This is a genomic window from Chromobacterium alkanivorans (assembly GCF_016937655.1).
Taxonomy (GTDB): domain Bacteria; phylum Pseudomonadota; class Gammaproteobacteria; order Burkholderiales; family Chromobacteriaceae; genus Chromobacterium; species Chromobacterium alkanivorans.
In genome coordinates, this window is record NZ_JAFHKL010000001.1 from 611,447 (window position 1) to 627,008 (window position 15,562).

Consider the following 15,562-nt stretch of genomic DNA (forward strand, 5'->3'; position numbering starts at 1 on the left):
GCCCGGCCGCAATGAAAAACAGGTCCCTTCAGGGACCTGTTTTGCTTTGGCCGCGGCGCGAACTCAGGCTCTGGCCGCCAGCGCCGCGCCTTGGGAGAAATAGCCCTTCATGCCGGTGAAGATGGCATTGGCCATTTGCTGCTGGAAATCGCTGCTGAGCAGGCGCTGCTCTTCCTCCGGATTGGAGATGAAGGCGGTTTCCACCAGGATGGACGGAATGTCCGGCGCTTTCAGCACCGCGAAGCCGGCCTGTTCCACCGCGCTCTTGTGCAGCTTGTTGAGGCCGCCCAGGTGCCCCAGCACGGTCTTGCCCAGTTTTAGGCTGTCGTTGATGGTGGCGGTCTGAGTCAGGTCCAGCAGGGTGTGGGCCAGGTATTTGTCCTTGCTGCCTATCTTGACGCCGCCCACCAGGTCGGCGTCGTTCTGGCTTTGCGCCAGGGCTTTGGCGAAGGCGCTGGTCGCGCCTTTTTCCGACAGCGCGAACACCGAGGAACCGCGCGCGGCGCGGTTGGGCGCGGCGTCGGCGTGGATGGAGACGAATAGGTCGGCGTTCAGCTTGCGCGCCTTGGCCACCCGTACGCCCAGCGGGATGAACACATCCTCGTCGCGGGTCATATAGGCCTTCATATTGCTTTCCGCATCGATCATTCGCTTCAACTGCTTGCCGATGCTCAGCACCACGTCCTTCTCGCGGGTGCCGTTCAGGCCGACGGCGCCGGGATCTATGCCGCCATGGCCCGGGTCCAGCATCACGATGATCGGGCGGTTGCTGTCCTTTTTCTTGGGCTTGATCTGCGGCGCGGGCTGTTCCAGCTTGCCCTTGTTGTAGTCCTGCAGCAGCGCGAGCAGGGGATCGTCCTGCTTGCCGTCGGCCGGGTAGAGGTCGACCACCAGCCGGTGTTTGTACTCGGCCACCGGCACCATGGTGAAGGCTTGCGGCGTGACGTTGGCCTTCAATTCCAGCACCAGGCGCACGGTGTTCGGATCGAACTGGCCGGCGCGCGCGGTCTTGATATAGGGGTCGGCGGCGGCAATCTGGCTGCCGATGTCTTTCAGCACGCTATTGAGTTGCACGCCTTGCAGGTCGATCACCAGCCGGTTGGGGTTGGCGATGGTGAACTGCTTGTATTGGATGGCCTCGCTGGCCTCCAGCGTGATGCGGGTGTAAAGCGACGCCGGCCAGATGCGCAGGGCGACGATCTGGCTGCCGGCGGCAAAGCCGACGCGGCTCACCGACAGCATGAAGGTGGCGGCGGCCGCGCCGATCAGTCGGCGGCGGAGGGGGTCGAAAGTCGAATCAGGCATGACTGTCCGGTTTCTGAGTGGGCGAGTAAACGATAATTGCGACCATTTCCGGCCACGGCTAGTTCCAGCACGATATCGGCGCGCGGCAGCAAATCCGCCGCCTTGTCCGGCCATTCAACCAGGCACAGGCTGTCCGGGCCGAAGTATTCGCGGAAGCCGGCATCCTCCCATTCCTCCGGGTCGGCGAAACGGTACAGGTCGAAATGGTGCACGCTATAGTGAGGAAAAGGATAGCTCTCCACCAGAGTATAGGTGGGGCTTTTGACCTTGCCGGCATGACCGAGCGCGGTCAGCAGGCCGCGCGTGAACGTGGTCTTGCCGGCGCCCAGGTCGCCTAATAGATAGACGACGAGGCCGGCTTGCGCCGCTTCGGCGAAGGCTTTGCCCAGCGCCAGGGTGGCGGTTTCATCTTCCAGGTAGCCGCAGCGAACGCTGGTATCATCCATGGCCATGACCGAAAACTCTTTACAAAAACCGGATTATCCCGAATTGGCGCGCCAAATCAAAGCCTGGGCGCGAGAATTGGGCTTTGCCGACGCCAGAATCGGTCGCGCCGGCTTGCCGCCGGAGGCGGAACAGAAGTTGAACGCCTGGCTGGCCGCCGGTCATCACGGCGAGATGGACTATATGGCCCGTCACGGCGCCTTGCGGGTCAAGCCGGCGGAGCTGGTGCCCGGCACCCTGTCCGTCATTTCCCTGCGCATGCATTACTGGCCGCAGGCGCGCGACTCGGCCGAAGTGCTGGCCGACGGCGGCAAAGCCTATTTATCGCGCTACGCGCTGGGGCGCGATTATCACAAGGTCTTGCGCAACCGGCTGCAGGCGCTGGCGGACCGAATCAAGCGGGAGATCGGCGATTTCGGCTACCGGGTGTTCACCGACAGCGCGCCGGTGGCCGAGGTGGCGCTGGCGGCGCAGGCCGGCCTGGGCTGGCGCGGCAAGCACACTTTGCTGCTGACCAAGAACGAGGGCTCGCTGTTTTTCCTGGGCGAGGTCTTCACCGATCTGCCCTTGCCGGAGGACGAGGCGGAGGACGGCCATTGCGGCCGCTGCACCCGCTGCATCGATGTCTGTCCCACCGCGGCCATCGTCGCGCCCTATACCGTGGACGCGCGCCGCTGCATTTCCTACCTGACGATAGAGCTGAAGCGGGCGATTCCGGAGGAGATGCGGCCCTTGATCGGCAACCGCGTTTACGGTTGCGACGATTGCCAGTTGTTCTGTCCATGGAACCGTTTCGCGGTCGATACCCAAGAGACCGATTTTGCGGTGCGTCATGGTCTGGACGACGTGAGCTTGCTAGAGTTGTTCGCCTGGAGCGAGACTGAGTTCAAGGAGAAGATGGCCGGCAGCCCGATTTACCGCATCGGCTATCACAAATGGCTGTCCAACCTGGCGGTGGGCCTGGGCAACGCGCCCACCACGCCGGAAGTGGTGGCGGGGCTGCGCGCGCGCTTGGACTTTCCCGACGAGATGGTGGCCGAGCCGGTGCGCTGGGCGCTGAGCCGGCACGGGGTCTTGGTCTGAATCTCAGTTCTTGCTGGGAGCCTTGACCAGGGATTCGCCTTCCAGCACCACCTTGCCGCGGACCGAGCACTGGGTCGCCAGTTTGACGAAGTGCTTTTCCGGATTCAGTTCGATCACGGTGGCGCGGGCGGTCACGGTGTCGCCGATGCGCACCGGCGCCTTGAAACGGGTGGATTGCGACAGATAGATGGTGCCGTGGCCGGGCAACTGGGTGCCCACCACCGTGGAGATCAGGCTGGCGGTCAGCATGCCGTGCGCGATGCGGGTCTCGAACGGCGTCGTTTCCGCGTATTCCTGATTGATGTGCACCGGGTTGTTGTCGCCGGAGACGGCGGCGAACATCAGCACGTCGGCTTCGGTGATGGTCTTGCTGAACTCGGCGAAATCGCCGAGGCTAAGATCTTCAAACCAAACAGTCATGACCGCTCCTGACTTGATATGACGAGAAAATGTTGCAGTGCATTGTGACAGCTTTTGGCCGAAATGCAAATTACCGAGAAATCACGTACTATCGGCGATAAGTTGCGTTTTTGCCACGCTGTATGCAATACAAATCAACCAAACGCTCGTTTGAATTTGTGCTTGGGGCATAATCAGCCTTGCTTCGGCAATTGCTGCTTCCGCGTTCGATCAATCCAGACGGCGGCATTTCTGAAACGGCCGCGCTTGGCGGCGCGGCGGCGGCGTCGAGCCGCTCCAGGTTTCTTTTAGAGATGTCCAGAGGTTTGTTGGAGGAATATGAAAGTTCTAGTCGCTGTGAAACGCGTTGTGGATTACAACGTGAAGGTTCGGGTCAAGGCCGACGGCACTGACGTGGATATCGCCAACGTCAAGATGTCGATGAACCCGTTTGACGAAATCGCGGTGGAAGAGGCGGTGCGTCTCAAGGAAGCCGGCAAGGTCAGCGAAATCGTCGCGGTGTCGCTAGGCGTCAAGCAATGCGAGGAAACGCTGCGCACCGCGCTGGCGATGGGCGCCGACCGCGCCATCCTGGTGGAAACCGACGTGGAGCTGCAGCCGCTGGCGGTGGCCAAATTGCTGAAGGCGCTGGCGGACAAGGAACAGCCGCAGCTCTTGATCGTGGGCAAGCAGGCGATCGACGACGACGCCAACCAGACCGGCCAGATGGTGTCCGCGCTGCTGGGCTGGGGCCAGGGCGCTTTCGCCTCCAAGGTGGAGCTGTCGGCCGAGACCGTGGACGTCACCCGCGAGATCGACGGCGGTCTGGAAACCGTCAAGCTGCGTCTGCCGGCGGTGGTCACTGCCGACCTGCGCCTGAACGAGCCGCGCTTCATCAAGCTGCCCAACATCATGGCGGCCAAGAAAAAGCCGCTGGACAAGACCACGCCGGCCGAGCTGGGCGTGGACGCCGCTCCGCGTCTGAAGACGCTGAAGGTGGCCGAGCCTTCCAAGCGCAGCGCCGGCATCAAGGTGGCCAACGCCGCCGAGCTGGTCGCCAAACTGAAAACCGAAGCAAAGGTGCTGTAAGCCATGGCCATTCTCGTTATCGCTGAACACGACAACCAGGGCCTGAAAGCAGGCACTCTGAACACCGTTACCGCCGCCGCCAAGCTGGGCGAAGTGCACCTGCTGGTGGCCGGCCACAACGCCGCCGCCGCCGCCGAGGCCGCCAAGAGCGTGGCCGGCGTCGCCAAAGTGCTGCTGGCCGACGCCGCGCACTACGCGCACGGCCTGGCCGAGAACCTGGGCGCGCTGGTGTCCGGCCTGGCCAAGGGCTACAGCCACGTGCTGGCGCCGGCGTCCTCCTTCGGCAAGAACCTGCTGCCGCGCGTGGCCGCCTTGCTGGACGTGGCGCAGATCTCCGAGGTCGTCGCCATCGAGTCCGCCGACACCTTCGTGCGGCCGATTTACGCCGGCAACGTGCTGGCCACCGTGCAGTCCGCCGACCCGATCAAGGTCATCACCGTGCGCACCACCGCCTTCGACGCGGCGGGCCAGGGCGGTTCCGCCGCGGTGGAAACCGTGGCAGCGGCCGCAGACGCGCAGCTGTCCGGCTTTGTCGGCCAGGAACTGACCAAGTCAGACCGCCCGGAACTGGGTTCGGCCAAGGTCATCGTTTCCGGCGGCCGCGCGCTGGGTTCGGAAGAGCAGTTCAAGGCGGTGATCGATCCGCTGGCGGACAAGCTCTCCGCCGCCGTCGGCGCTTCCCGCGCCGCGGTGGACGCCGGCTACGCGCCGAACGACTACCAAGTGGGCCAGACCGGCAAGGTGGTGGCGCCGCAGCTGTACTTCGCGGTCGGCATTTCCGGCGCGATCCAGCACTTGGCCGGCATGAAGGACTCCAAGGTGATCGTCGCCATCAACAAGGACGAGGAAGCGCCTATCTTCCAGGTGGCGGATTACGGCATCGTCGGCGATCTGTTCACCGTGGTGCCGGAGCTGATGGCCGAGTTGTCCAAATAATCCCGCGTCCGCGCCGCGAGTCTCTCGCCGGCGCGGACTTTAAGAACGTGTTTACGCGCTCGCGAGCCAGAGAGAAACAGGGCGAAAACAGCTGAGAAAGCGGAATGCGCCGGTGGCGCGTCAGCATTTCGAAGCGGAACTCACCGCGCAAGCTCTCTCAACGCGCAGCAGATCGTAAACCGGTTCTGCGGGCCGGGCGCGCCGCATGGCCGCACGGTACAAGAATATTCAGCCGGCACGTCCGCGCGCAGTCATCGGCCCGATGCGGGCCGGACCCGTCGCGGCGTTTGCCGGCTTTTTCATGTCTGCGAAGAGAAACCGATGGCCGCTTGTGTTGGCCATCCCAGCCATCCAAACACGAGGAGAAGGCGATGATTTATCAAGCACCGATCAAGGACATCCAATTCGCGCTCAACGAGCTGGCCGAGCTGCCGGCCATCTGCGGCCTGCCGGGCTACGGCGAATGCTCGGTGGAACTGGTGGACGCCATTCTGGAGGAGGGCGCCAAGTTCGCCGAAGGCGTGCTGGCGCCGATCAACAAACAGGGCGATCAGGGCGCCAAATGGCGCGACGGCGAAGTCAGCGCCGCGCCCGGCTTCAAGGACGCCTGGCAGCAGTACGTCGAATCCGGCTGGGTGGGCCTGCGCGCGCCGGAGGCCTACGGCGGCCAGGGCATGCCGGCCTTGGTGGCCACCGCTGCCGAGGAGATGTGGTGTTCCGCCAACCTGGCCTTCTCGCTGGCGCCGCTGCTGACCCTGGGCGCGATCGAGGCCATCCACCATCATGCGTCGGACGAACTCAAGAACGTCTATCTGCCGCCGATGTCCAGCGGCGCCTGGACCGGCACCATGAATCTGACCGAGCCGCAAGCGGGCTCCGACCTGGCCCAGGTGCGCAGCAAGGCCTTGCCTCAGGCTGACGGCAGCTACCGCATCAGCGGCCAGAAAATCTTCATCACCTGGGGCGAGCACGATATGGCGGACAACATCGTCCACCTGGTGCTGGCCCGCTTGCCGGACGCGCCGGCCGGGGTGAAGGGCATTTCCTTGTTCATCGTGCCCAAATTCCTGGTCAAGGCCGACGGCAGCCTGGGCGCGCGCAACGACGTGCGCTGCGTGTCGCTGGAGCACAAGCTGGGCATCCACGGCAGCCCCACCGCGGTGATGAGTTTCGGCGACCAGGACGGCGCGGTCGGCTATCTGGTCGGCGAAGCCAACAAGGGCCTGAACTATATGTTCACCATGATGAACCACGCGCGGCTGGGCGTGGGCATCGAAGGTCTGGCGGTGTCGGAGCGCGCCTACCAGAAGGCGGTGGAATACGCGCGCGAGCGCGTGCAGAGCCGCGCCGTGGGTTCGCCCGATCCGGCCGGCGTGGCCATCATTCAGCATCCGGACGTGCGCCGCATGCTGCTGACCATGCGCGCCCAGGTGGAGGCGCAGCGCGCGCTGGCCTTGTACACCGCGGCGGCGCTGGACCGCGCCGCGCGCCATCCGGTGGCGAGCGAGAAGGCGCGCAACCAGGCGCTGGCCAATTTCCTGATCCCCATCGTCAAGGGCTGGAACACCGAGCAGGCCAACGAGATCACCAGTCTGGCGCTGCAGGTGCACGGCGGCATGGGGTATATCGAGGAAACCGGCGTCGCTCAGTACTACCGCGACGCGCGCATCACCGCCATCTACGAAGGCACCACCGGCATCCAGGCGCTGGACTTGATCGGCCGCAAGACCGCGGGCGAGGGCGGCGTCACCGCCCGCGCCTTGCTGGAGGAGGCGGCAGGCTGCGCGGCCAAGCTGCGCGCGGCCGGCTTGACCAGCCTGGCGGACAATCTGGACGAAGCGGTCAAGCAGGCGCGCCGCAGCGTAGACTTCATCCTGGAGACCTTCGCCGGGCAGCCGCAGCGGGCGGCGGCCGGATCGGTGCCCTTCCTCAAACTGATGGGCATCGTGCTGGGCGGCTGGCAGATGGCGCGCGCGGCCTTGATCGCCAAGGATAAGCTGAGCGAGGGCGAGGCCGACCATGACTTCATGCGCGCCAAACTGGCCACCGCGCGTTTCTACGGCGAGCATCTGCTGCCGCAGGCGGGCGGCCTGGCGGCCGCCATCGTGGAGGGCGCGGACAGCGTGCTGGAGATGAACGAAGCCTGGTTCTGAGGCTGGACGAAGACGCGAAACAAACGCCGCGGGGGTTCCGCGGCGTTTTTTGTTGCCTGGCCGACGCAAGAGCGATTCTTGCATGAGCTTGTAATCGGGCTTTGAGATAATGGCAAAGACCTTGTTGCGGGATGCTGCGGCGCGACAGCAAAAACCGTTTGTCATTAAAAATATTTTGCCGCATAGTGTTTGCTCCGCCCCTAGCTACGGGGGGTGTGCGAAATCAGGCGGAAAAATAGTTCTTAATAGAAGAATTTATCGCATGGCGCGCTGATATTCGCTTGAATATTGCCTGGCTATGCAATTCGGTCTTTTTTCGGATTGACCGTATCCTGATTGCGTGCAAATAATCCGCTGCATGACTCACAGCCATGCTTGAGCCCAACCCCGGCCGATTCCACCACGGCGCGGGCGTCCGCTTGAACTTGGCCGCAAGGTCCGCGCTTAGATTTCAAGAATGAATACAGAAGCCAGGATGCAATGAAGCAAGTGGTCCATTGGAGTGAAAAGGGGAAGCGGTTATTGCCGTCGGCCGCGACGCTGGGGCGTCTGGTCGCCGCTTTGCCCTGGCTGGCGCTGGCAGGCGCCGCCGCATGGCTGGGCACCGCCGCCGCGCCTTTGCTGGGACCCGCCGCCAAGCAATGGCGCGGCTTAAGCGAGCCGGCGCCGCAGTCCGCCGCCGCCAATGTGGCGATGGCGCATTGGTTCGGCGAGCCGGTGGCGCAACAGGCGGTGGCCTTGCCGCCGGTCAAGCTGATCGGCGTCTACGCGCCGCAGGCTTCCGGCGCGCCCGGCTTCGCGGTGATAGACGACAACGGCCGCTCGGTGGCCCTGCTGCTGGGCAAGACGACGCCGGACGGCTGGGAGCTTGCCCAGATCACCGCCTCCGGCGTGCTGATGCGCTCCGGCGGCAGCGAGCAGTTCGTGCCGCTGGTCGAACGCGTGCCCGGCGCGGGCGCCGTCGTCGGCAATGTCCCGCCGGCGATGCCGCCGCCGATTTCCCCTCCTTCCCAGGCTCCCGTTTCGCCCCCCGCTGTGGTTCCTGTGAATCCTGAAACCCCGCCGCAACCTGGGCTGGATTCCGCCAGCATGGTTCGCCAATAAGAAGACTGAATATGCGTATCCACAAACTCGTCGCCATCCTGGCCCTGGTCTACGGTTGCAACGCCGCATTGGCCGCCACCCCGCAGAACGACGGAGTGATGCTCAACTTCGTCAACGCCGACATCGAAACCGTGGTCAAGGCGATAGGCGAGATCACCGGCAAGAACTTCATCATCGACCCGCGGGTCAAGGGCACGGTCAACATCGTGTCCAGCAAGCCGGTGCCGCGCGCCTTGTCCTACCAGATCCTGCTGTCCTCGCTGCGCTTGCAGGGCTTTTCCGCGGTGGAGGGCGGCGGCGTGGTCAAGATCGTGCCGGAAGCCGACGCCAAGCTGCACGCCAAGGCCAGCAAGGGCATTCCGCGCGGCGACGGCGACCGCCTGATCACCAAGGTGTTCACGCTCAAGTACGGCAACGCCAACCAGTTGGTGCCGGTGATCCGCCCCATCGTGTCGCCCAACAACACCATCGCCGCCTACCCGCAGTCCAACGCGCTGATCGTCACCGACTACGCGGACAACATCCAGCGCATCGAATCCATCATCGATTCGATCGAGAGCGCCGCCGCCGGCGACACCGTGGTGGTGCCGGTGCTGTTCGGCTCCGCGGTGGAGCTGGCCGGCAGCCTGAACAAGCTGTTGCAGGACAGCGGCGCCGGCGCCGACGGCGGCAAGACCACCATCATTCCGGACGCGCGCGCCAATGTGCTGATGGTGCGCGCCGACACCCCGGGCAAGATAGGCAAGATCAAAAGCTTGCTCAAGCTCTTGGACCAGCCCAGCCAGGCCGGCGCCAATGTGCGCGTGGTCTATCTGAAGAACGCCGAGGCCGGCAAGGTGGCGCAGACGCTGCGCGCGCTGATGACCGGCGACGCCGGCCCCTTGCAGGGCCGCACCGCGGTGAGCACCAACGGCGGCTCCAGTTCCAGCCTGCTGAACCAGAGCGGCTCGGGCAGCGGCTCCGCCTCCTCGTCCAGCGGCTCCGCCAGCGCCGCGCAGGCTGCCAGTCCGGTGGGCGGCGACAGCGCGTCCAGCGCCTCCGGCAGCGGGGCCGGCGGCGGCGGATCGATGATCCAGGCCGATCCCACCAACAACGCGCTGATCCTGAACGTGCCGGACTCCATGTACCAGAATCTGCGCAACGTCATCGACCTGCTGGACAAGCGCCGCGCCCAAGTGATGGTGGAGGCGCTGGTGGTGGAAGTGGCCGCGCAGCGGGTGATGGAGTTGGGCGTGCAATGGCAGGCCTTGGGCGCGCTCAACGGCAACGGCGCCGGCGTGTTCGGCGGCACCAACTTTCCCGGCACCACCAACCCGGGGATCATCGGTTTGTCCGGCGGAACGTTGGCCGGCGGCACCGGCGCTGCCGCCACCCCCCTGGGCACGCTGGCCGGCTCCGCCGGCCTCAATATCGGTTGGGTCAAGGGCACCGTCAACATCCCCGGCATCGGCACCGTGTTGAACATGGGCGCGCTGGCCCGGGCGATGGAGACCGAAATGGGCGGCAACATCGTGTCCAGCCCGTCGCTGATGGCGATGGACAATGAGAAGGCCAAGATCCAGATTGGCCAGGAAGTGCCTATCCTGACCGGCCAGTACAGTAATACCGGCAGCAGCAGCAGCGGTTCGGTCAATCCCTTCCAGACCTATGACCGCAAGACCATAGGCTTCAACCTGGAAATCACCCCGCAGATTTCCGAAGGCGGCTCCATCCGCATGAAGATTCTGCAGGAAGCATCCACCATCGTGCCGGGCACCGATAAAAACCCGCAAGGTCCGACCACCAATAAGCGGATGATAGAAACCATCGCGAATGTCGACGACGGCGGCATCATCGCCATCGGCGGCCTGCTGCAGGAAGCGGTCAGCGACAATGAAAGCAAGGTGCCGCTCTTGGGCGACATCCCGTGGCTGGGCGCCTTGTTCCGCTACAGCAACAAGAAGCGCGACAAGACCAATCTGATGATCTTCATCAAGCCCACCATCGTTCGTGACGATCTGGGCGCGCGCTCCATCGCCACCGATCGCTACAACTACATCATCGGCGAAGGCCATAAGGCGGAGAAGGAAAAGCTGCAGATGAACCTGGATTCGGCGCTGAAGTCCCTGCCGGAGAGCGGCATCCGCTCGACGCTGGAACAAAGCCTGAAGGCGCAGCAGAAATGAACAAGCCCAAGCTGTCGCCGGCGCTGGGTTTCCCGTTCGCGCGCGCCAACGGCGTGATTCTGCTGGACGGCGAAAGCGGCCGCCATCTGCTGCTGCGTGAAGACTGCCGGCCCGAGGCCTGGGCCGAAGTGCTGCGTCTGCACGGCCAGGGGCTGGCCAGCGTCGAGACGTTGGAGGCGGCCTTGTTCGACAAGCGCCTGTCCGAGCATTACGCCAACCGCGACGGCGCTGCGGCCGAGGTGGTGGACGACATCGGCCAGGATCTGGACCTGACCCAGATGGTGGAGTCTCTGCCGACGGTGGAGGATTTGCTGGAAAGCGAGGGCGACGCGCCCATCATCCGCATGATCAACGCCTTGCTGACCCAGGCGCTGCGCGACGGCGCCTCGGACATCCACATCGAGGCTTTCGAAGACCGCTCGGTGGTGCGCTTCCGCCTGGACGGCTCGCTGCGCGACGTGGTCAGCCCGCACCGCGCGCTGCACGCGGCGATGGTGTCGCGGATCAAGATCATGGCCAATCTCGACATCGCCGAAAAACGCATTCCGCAGGACGGCCGCATCTCGCTGCGTCTGGGCGGCCGCCCGGTGGACGTGCGGGTGTCCACGCTGCCCACCAGCCACGGCGAGCGCGTGGTGCTGCGCCTGCTGGACAAGGAGAACGCCCGCCTGGACCTGGCCACGCTGGGCATGGCGGCGGACACGCTGCAGGCGGTGGACAAGGTGATCCGCCAGCCGCACGGCATCCTGCTGGTCACCGGTCCCACCGGCTCGGGCAAGACCACCACGCTGTACGCGGCCTTGTCGCGGTTGGACGCGCGCCACACCAACATCATGACGGTGGAGGACCCGGTGGAATACCACCTGGACGGCGTCGGCCAGACCCAGGTCAATCCGCGCATCGACATGAGCTTCGCCAAGGCGCTGCGCGCGATTCTGCGCCAGGATCCGGACGTGGTGATGATAGGCGAGATCCGCGATCTGGAAACCGCGCAGATCGCGGTGCAGGCCTCATTGACCGGCCACCTGGTGCTGGCCACGCTGCACACCAACGACGCCGCCTCGGCGGTGACGCGGCTGGTGGACATGGGCGTCGAGCCCTTCCTGTTGGCGTCCAGCCTGTTGGGCGTGATGGCGCAACGGCTGGTGCGCCGGCTGTGCCCGCATTGCAAGACGCCGCATCCGGTGCCGCTGGAGGGCGAGGAGAACACGCCGCACTACCGGCCGGCCGGCTGCCCGAACTGCGGCCATTCCGGCTACAAGGGACGTTACGGCGTTTATGAATTGCTCTTGGTCGACGATCAATTGCAGCGCTTGATCCACGATCGCGCTTCCGAGCAGAAAATGCGCGACTACGCCGCCCGCCACGGCATGCGCTCGCTGCGCGACGACGGCCTGCGCTGGGTCAAGGCCGGCGAAACTTCGCTGGAAGAAATCATGCGGGTGACGAGGAACTGATGGCCGCCTTCCGTTTTACCGCTTTCGACCCCGCCGGCAAGGAGCAGAAGGGCTTGCTGGAGGCGGACTCCGCGCGCGCCGCGCGCAGCCAGCTGCGCGAGCGCGGCCTGCTGCCCTTGGAGGTGGAAAGCGTCAGCGCCAAGAACGGCGACGCCGGCAGCTCGGCGCTGCGCCGCGGCTTGCCGCGCGCCGAACTGGTGATGATCACCGAACAGCTGTCCACTCTGCTCAACGCCGGTCTGCCGCTGGAAAAAGCGCTGACCGCGGTGACCGAGCAGTGCGAACACCCGCGCAGCCGCACCGTGCTGGCGGCTTTGCGCAGCGACATCCTGGAAGGCAAGAGCTTCGCCCAGGCGCTGTCCGCCGCGCCGGGCGTGTTCTTCCCGTTGTATCGCTCGCTGGTGCAGGCCGGCGAGCAATCCGGCCACCTCGACACCGTGATGGCGCGTTTGGCCGAATATCTGGACAAGCGCCAGAACACCCAGCAAAAAGTGATGCTGGCGATGGCCTATCCGGCCGTGGTCACCGTGGTGGCCATTCTGGTGGTGGCAGGCCTGATGAGTTATGTGGTGCCGCAGGTGGTCAGCGTGTTCGCGCAGACCAAGCAGACCTTGCCCTTCCTGACCCGGGCGCTGGTGGCCGCCAGCGATTTTCTGCGCCAGTGGGGCGTCGCGCTGCTGGCCGGCATCGTCGCCGCGCTGTTCCTGACCGTGCGCGCCTTGCGCGCGCCGGCGCTGAAGCGGCGCTTCCACGCCCGGCTGCTGAAGCTGCCGGTGTTCGGCCGCCTGCTGCGCGCGCTCAACACCGCGCGCATGGCCAGCACCCTGTCCATCCTGGTGGGCAGCGGCGTGCCGCTGCTGACCGCGCTGGAAACCGCGCGCGGCCTGATGACCTTGTTGCCGATGCAGGACGCGGTCAGCGAGGCGATGGCCAAGGTGAGGGAAGGCGTGGCGCTGTCGCGCGCGCTGCACGCCACCCGTCAATTCCCGCCGGTGCTGATCCATCTGATCGGCAGCGGCGAATCCAGCGGCACGCTGGCGCATATGCTGGACCGCGCCGCCCAGCAGCAGGAGCAGGAGGTGGAGCGCAAGCTCGCCACCTTCACCACGCTGATGGAGCCGCTGCTGATCCTGTTCATGGGCGGCATGGTCTTGTTGATCGTGCTGGCCATCATGATGCCCATCATCGACATGAACCAGATGGTGCATTGATTTTCGCGGAAAGAAGCACGGCAATGTCTCACAAGGCAGTTTTACAGCAATGGGTGCTGGAGGCGCTGGCCGCCCACGGCGGCAAGGCGGACCGGCTGACGGTGGCCAAGCACATCTGGCATGCGCGCGGGCGCGAGCTGGAAGGCACCGACTTGTTTTACACCTGGCAATACGATATGAGCTGGGCGGCGAGCGAGCTGAGGAAGCTGGGCCAGCTCAAGCCGGCCAATGCCGGACCCGCCGGCGTCTGGGAGCTGTCCGGCGACGGACCCTCCCTGTTTTGACCCCTTGAAACCTCGGTAGTAGGAGTAGATATGCGACACCTTTCCCAAGCGGCCCAGCGAGGCTTCACCCTGATCGAAATCATGGTGGTGATCGTGATTCTCGGCGTACTGGCGGCGCTGGTGGTGCCCAAGGTGATGAGCCGTCCGGACGAGGCGCGCGCCGTCGCCGCCAAGCAGGACCTGGGCGCCTTGAGCCAGGCCCTGAAACTGTACCGGCTGGACAACGGCCGCTACCCCAGCAGCGAGCAGGGCCTGCAGGCCTTGGTGCAGAAACCGAGCTCGGCGCCGGAACCGAAAAACTGGAAGCCGGGCGGCTATCTGGAGCGCCTGCCCAAGGACCCGTGGGGCAATCCCTACCAGTACGCCAATCCGGGCACCCACGGCGAAATCGACATCTGGAGCTTCGGCGCCGACGGCGAGCCGGGCGGCGAGGGCGTGGACGCGGACATCGGCAACTGGGACGCGGTCAAGTAAGACCGGAGTCGTCGATGAACTCCTCCTTTTCGGCGCGCGGCTTCACCCTGATCGAGGTGATGGTGGTGATGCTGATCATCGGGGTGCTGGCCACCACGGTGACGCTGAGCATGCGGCCGGACACCCATCGCCAGGCCTCGGACGAAGCCTACCGTTTGGCGCGGGTGCTGGAGCAGGCGGCCGACGCCGCCGAAATGGGGGACCCGCTGGCGCTGATGTGGGACGCCAAGGGCTACGGTTTCCGCCGCCGCGGCGACAATGGAGACTGGGGCGGCGCCAACGATGAATTGCTGGCCGACCGGCTGTGGCCGGAGGGCGTGCACGGGGGGGCGCTGTTGCTGGACGGCCAACCTTGGCCGGCGGGCCGGCCGCTGCCCTTGTGGCAGGACGGGCGCGCCAACGCGCTGGCCTTGCAGATCAAGACCGAGACGCGCGGCCTGGCCGTGACCCTGTCGCCGCTGGGGCGCAGCCGGGTGGACGAAGGCTCATGAAGCGCGAGCGCGGATTTACGCTGTTCGAAGTGCTGGTGGCGCTGGCCATCATCGCGGTGGCCTTGGGCGCGCTGCTGCGCGCCACCGGCCTGGCCGCAGACAACGGCGAGGGCATGAAGCGGCGGATGCAGGCGGCCTGGGAGGCGCAGAACATGATCGCGCTGATGCAGGCGCGCCGCGAATGGCCGGACGTGGGCGAGCAGGCGGGAGAGTTGGACGACGACGGCGCGCGCTGGCGCTGGCAGCGCGTGGTCAGCCAGACGCCCAATCCCAATTTCCGCAAAGTGGTGGTGCGGGTGCTGGCCCAGGGCGACGGCCGCTACGTGTTGGCCGAAATGACCGGCTATTTGCGCATGAACATCGGAGGCGGCTCGTGAGGCGCGGCCGGCAGCGCGGCATGACCTTGATCGAGATCCTGGTGGCGATGAGCTTGCTCGCCATCCTGTCGGTGCTCGGCTACAAGGCGTTCGGCTCCTTGCTGATCTCGCGCGAGCGGCTGATGCAGACCAGCGAGCAATGGGTGGACGCCGCGCGCGCCTTCCGGCGGCTGGAGGGCGACCTGACCGGCCAGATGCCGGCGCCGACGCAAGGGCAGGGCCCGAGCCTGGGCGGCAGCCAGCTGCTGCTGCAAAGCGACGGCGACGGCCAGACGCTGACCCTGCAGAGTTTTTCCGCCCGCTATCCCGGCGGCCAGGAACGCATCAGCTACCATGCCGGCGCGCAAGGCCTCAGCTGGGCGGCGGGCGACGCCCAGGGCGCGGCGCCGACCGCCTACGTCCTGCTGGGCAAGGACGCCGCGGTGCGCTGGCGCGTGCTACTGGACGACGGCAACTGGCTGGACAACTGGCCGCCGCGCGAAGCCAGCCCGGCGCACAGTCCGCGCGCGCTGGAAATGCGCATCCGCATGCCGGGCAATGAATGGGCGAAACGGATATGGGCGCTGCCATGAGGAGGCCGGGGAGCCGGA

Annotated in this window: 16 protein-coding genes; 13 read left to right on the top strand and 3 right to left on the bottom strand. The window is 65.5% G+C overall.

The window, feature by feature from the left end; translation table 11 throughout:
• Positions 1 to 63: 63 nt before the first annotated feature.
• The gene (locus JW897_RS02855; protein WP_048414189.1) at positions 64 to 1,305 is read right to left on the bottom strand and encodes an N-acetylmuramoyl-L-alanine amidase; all 1,242 of its coding nucleotides are present in this window, start codon (positions 1,303 to 1,305) and stop codon (positions 64 to 66) included.
• Positions 1,266 to 1,751, bottom strand: a complete 486-nt coding sequence (tsaE, locus tag JW897_RS02860; RefSeq protein WP_369700244.1) for a tRNA (adenosine(37)-N6)-threonylcarbamoyltransferase complex ATPase subunit type 1 TsaE — start codon at positions 1,749 to 1,751, stop codon at positions 1,266 to 1,268. Before tsaE ends, JW897_RS02855 begins: the two co-directional genes overlap by 40 nt.
• Between tsaE and queG the strand changes: the two genes are divergently transcribed.
• Positions 1,750 to 2,832 (top strand): tRNA epoxyqueuosine(34) reductase QueG, encoded by a 1,083-nt coding sequence (gene queG / locus JW897_RS02865; protein WP_338030545.1) that lies wholly within the window; start codon positions 1,750 to 1,752, stop codon positions 2,830 to 2,832. The two genes, tsaE and queG, sit on opposite strands and share 2 nt — an antisense overlap.
• Positions 2,833 to 2,835: 3 nt before the next feature.
• On the opposite strand, the gene JW897_RS02870 is transcribed toward queG, so the two are convergent.
• Complete coding sequence (locus JW897_RS02870) at positions 2,836 to 3,252, bottom strand: MaoC family dehydratase (protein WP_205465116.1); 417 nt, start codon at positions 3,250 to 3,252, stop codon at positions 2,836 to 2,838.
• A 318-nt stretch (positions 3,253 to 3,570) separates the two neighbouring features.
• On the opposite strand from JW897_RS02870, the gene JW897_RS02875 reads away from it, so the two are divergent.
• The 12 genes from JW897_RS02875 to JW897_RS02930 all read left to right on the top strand — a co-directional run bounded on the left by JW897_RS02875 (position 3,571) and on the right by JW897_RS02930 (position 15,544).
• Positions 3,571 to 4,320 (top strand): electron transfer flavoprotein subunit beta/FixA family protein, encoded by a 750-nt coding sequence (locus tag JW897_RS02875; protein WP_048414193.1) that lies wholly within the window; start codon positions 3,571 to 3,573, stop codon positions 4,318 to 4,320.
• Between the two features lie 3 nt (positions 4,321 to 4,323).
• Complete coding sequence (locus tag JW897_RS02880) at positions 4,324 to 5,256, top strand: electron transfer flavoprotein subunit alpha/FixB family protein (protein ID WP_048414194.1); 933 nt, start codon at positions 4,324 to 4,326, stop codon at positions 5,254 to 5,256.
• A 371-nt stretch (positions 5,257 to 5,627) separates the two neighbouring features.
• Positions 5,628 to 7,409, top strand: coding sequence for an acyl-CoA dehydrogenase C-terminal domain-containing protein (locus JW897_RS02885; protein WP_048414195.1), 1,782 nt, complete (start codon positions 5,628 to 5,630; stop codon positions 7,407 to 7,409).
• A gap of 480 nt (positions 7,410 to 7,889) precedes the next feature.
• Complete coding sequence (locus JW897_RS02890; protein ID WP_156187835.1) at positions 7,890 to 8,513, top strand: hypothetical protein; 624 nt, start codon at positions 7,890 to 7,892, stop codon at positions 8,511 to 8,513.
• Positions 8,514 to 8,524: 11 nt separating this feature from the next.
• Positions 8,525 to 10,678 carry a type II secretion system secretin GspD gene (gspD, locus tag JW897_RS02895; protein WP_205465117.1) on the top strand — a complete coding sequence of 718 codons (2,154 nt, stop codon included), beginning with the start codon at positions 8,525 to 8,527 and terminating at the stop codon, positions 10,676 to 10,678.
• A complete protein-coding gene (gene gspE, locus JW897_RS02900) occupies positions 10,675 to 12,135 on the top strand; it encodes a type II secretion system ATPase GspE (RefSeq protein WP_048414198.1) in 1,461 nt (486 codons plus the stop codon). Before gspD ends, gspE begins: the two co-directional genes overlap by 4 nt.
• Positions 12,135 to 13,346, top strand: a complete 1,212-nt coding sequence (gene gspF / locus JW897_RS02905; protein WP_019100903.1) for a type II secretion system inner membrane protein GspF — start codon at positions 12,135 to 12,137, stop codon at positions 13,344 to 13,346. The genes gspE and gspF overlap by 1 nt, the downstream gene beginning before the upstream one ends.
• Positions 13,347 to 13,369: 23 nt before the next feature.
• Positions 13,370 to 13,630, top strand: a complete 261-nt coding sequence (locus tag JW897_RS02910) for a hypothetical protein (protein ID WP_048414199.1) — start codon at positions 13,370 to 13,372, stop codon at positions 13,628 to 13,630.
• A gap of 30 nt (positions 13,631 to 13,660) precedes the next feature.
• The gene (gspG, locus tag JW897_RS02915) at positions 13,661 to 14,104 is read left to right on the top strand and encodes a type II secretion system major pseudopilin GspG (protein ID WP_048414200.1); all 444 of its coding nucleotides are present in this window, start codon (positions 13,661 to 13,663) and stop codon (positions 14,102 to 14,104) included.
• Between the two features lie 14 nt (positions 14,105 to 14,118).
• Positions 14,119 to 14,595 carry a prepilin-type N-terminal cleavage/methylation domain-containing protein gene (locus tag JW897_RS02920; protein WP_048414201.1) on the top strand — a complete coding sequence of 159 codons (477 nt, stop codon included), beginning with the start codon at positions 14,119 to 14,121 and terminating at the stop codon, positions 14,593 to 14,595.
• Positions 14,592 to 14,972 (top strand): type II secretion system minor pseudopilin GspI, encoded by a 381-nt coding sequence (gspI, locus tag JW897_RS02925; RefSeq protein WP_205465118.1) that lies wholly within the window; start codon positions 14,592 to 14,594, stop codon positions 14,970 to 14,972. The genes JW897_RS02920 and gspI overlap by 4 nt, the downstream gene beginning before the upstream one ends.
• Positions 14,969 to 15,544 (top strand): type II secretion system protein GspJ, encoded by a 576-nt coding sequence (locus JW897_RS02930; protein ID WP_048414203.1) that lies wholly within the window; start codon positions 14,969 to 14,971, stop codon positions 15,542 to 15,544. The genes gspI and JW897_RS02930 overlap by 4 nt, the downstream gene beginning before the upstream one ends.
• Positions 15,545 to 15,562: the final 18 nt, after the last annotated feature.

Bases quoted from the DNA above. Each gene is read 5' to 3' on its own strand.
- JW897_RS02910 (WP_048414199.1), top strand. From the start codon at position 13,370: ATGTCTCACAAGGCAGTTTTACAGCAATGGGTGCTGGAGGCGCTGGCC.
- gspI (WP_205465118.1), top strand. From the start codon at position 14,592: ATGAAGCGCGAGCGCGGATTTACGCTGTTCGAAGTGCTGGTGGCGCTG.
- JW897_RS02890 (WP_156187835.1), top strand. From the start codon at position 7,890: ATGAAGCAAGTGGTCCATTGGAGTGAAAAGGGGAAGCGGTTATTGCCG.
- gspF (WP_019100903.1), top strand. From the start codon at position 12,135: ATGGCCGCCTTCCGTTTTACCGCTTTCGACCCCGCCGGCAAGGAGCAG.
- JW897_RS02875 (WP_048414193.1), top strand. From the start codon at position 3,571: ATGAAAGTTCTAGTCGCTGTGAAACGCGTTGTGGATTACAACGTGAAG.
- gspD (WP_205465117.1), top strand. From the start codon at position 8,525: ATGCGTATCCACAAACTCGTCGCCATCCTGGCCCTGGTCTACGGTTGC.
- JW897_RS02870 (WP_205465116.1), bottom strand. From the start codon at position 3,252: ATGACTGTTTGGTTTGAAGATCTTAGCCTCGGCGATTTCGCCGAGTTC.
- JW897_RS02885 (WP_048414195.1), top strand. From the start codon at position 5,628: ATGATTTATCAAGCACCGATCAAGGACATCCAATTCGCGCTCAACGAG.
- gspG (WP_048414200.1), top strand. From the start codon at position 13,661: ATGCGACACCTTTCCCAAGCGGCCCAGCGAGGCTTCACCCTGATCGAA.
- JW897_RS02920 (WP_048414201.1), top strand. From the start codon at position 14,119: ATGAACTCCTCCTTTTCGGCGCGCGGCTTCACCCTGATCGAGGTGATG.
- JW897_RS02855 (WP_048414189.1), bottom strand. From the start codon at position 1,305: ATGCCTGATTCGACTTTCGACCCCCTCCGCCGCCGACTGATCGGCGCG.
- tsaE (WP_369700244.1), bottom strand. From the start codon at position 1,751: ATGGATGATACCAGCGTTCGCTGCGGCTACCTGGAAGATGAAACCGCC.
- queG (WP_338030545.1), top strand. From the start codon at position 1,750: ATGGCCATGACCGAAAACTCTTTACAAAAACCGGATTATCCCGAATTG.
- JW897_RS02880 (WP_048414194.1), top strand. From the start codon at position 4,324: ATGGCCATTCTCGTTATCGCTGAACACGACAACCAGGGCCTGAAAGCA.
- gspE (WP_048414198.1), top strand. From the start codon at position 10,675: ATGAACAAGCCCAAGCTGTCGCCGGCGCTGGGTTTCCCGTTCGCGCGC.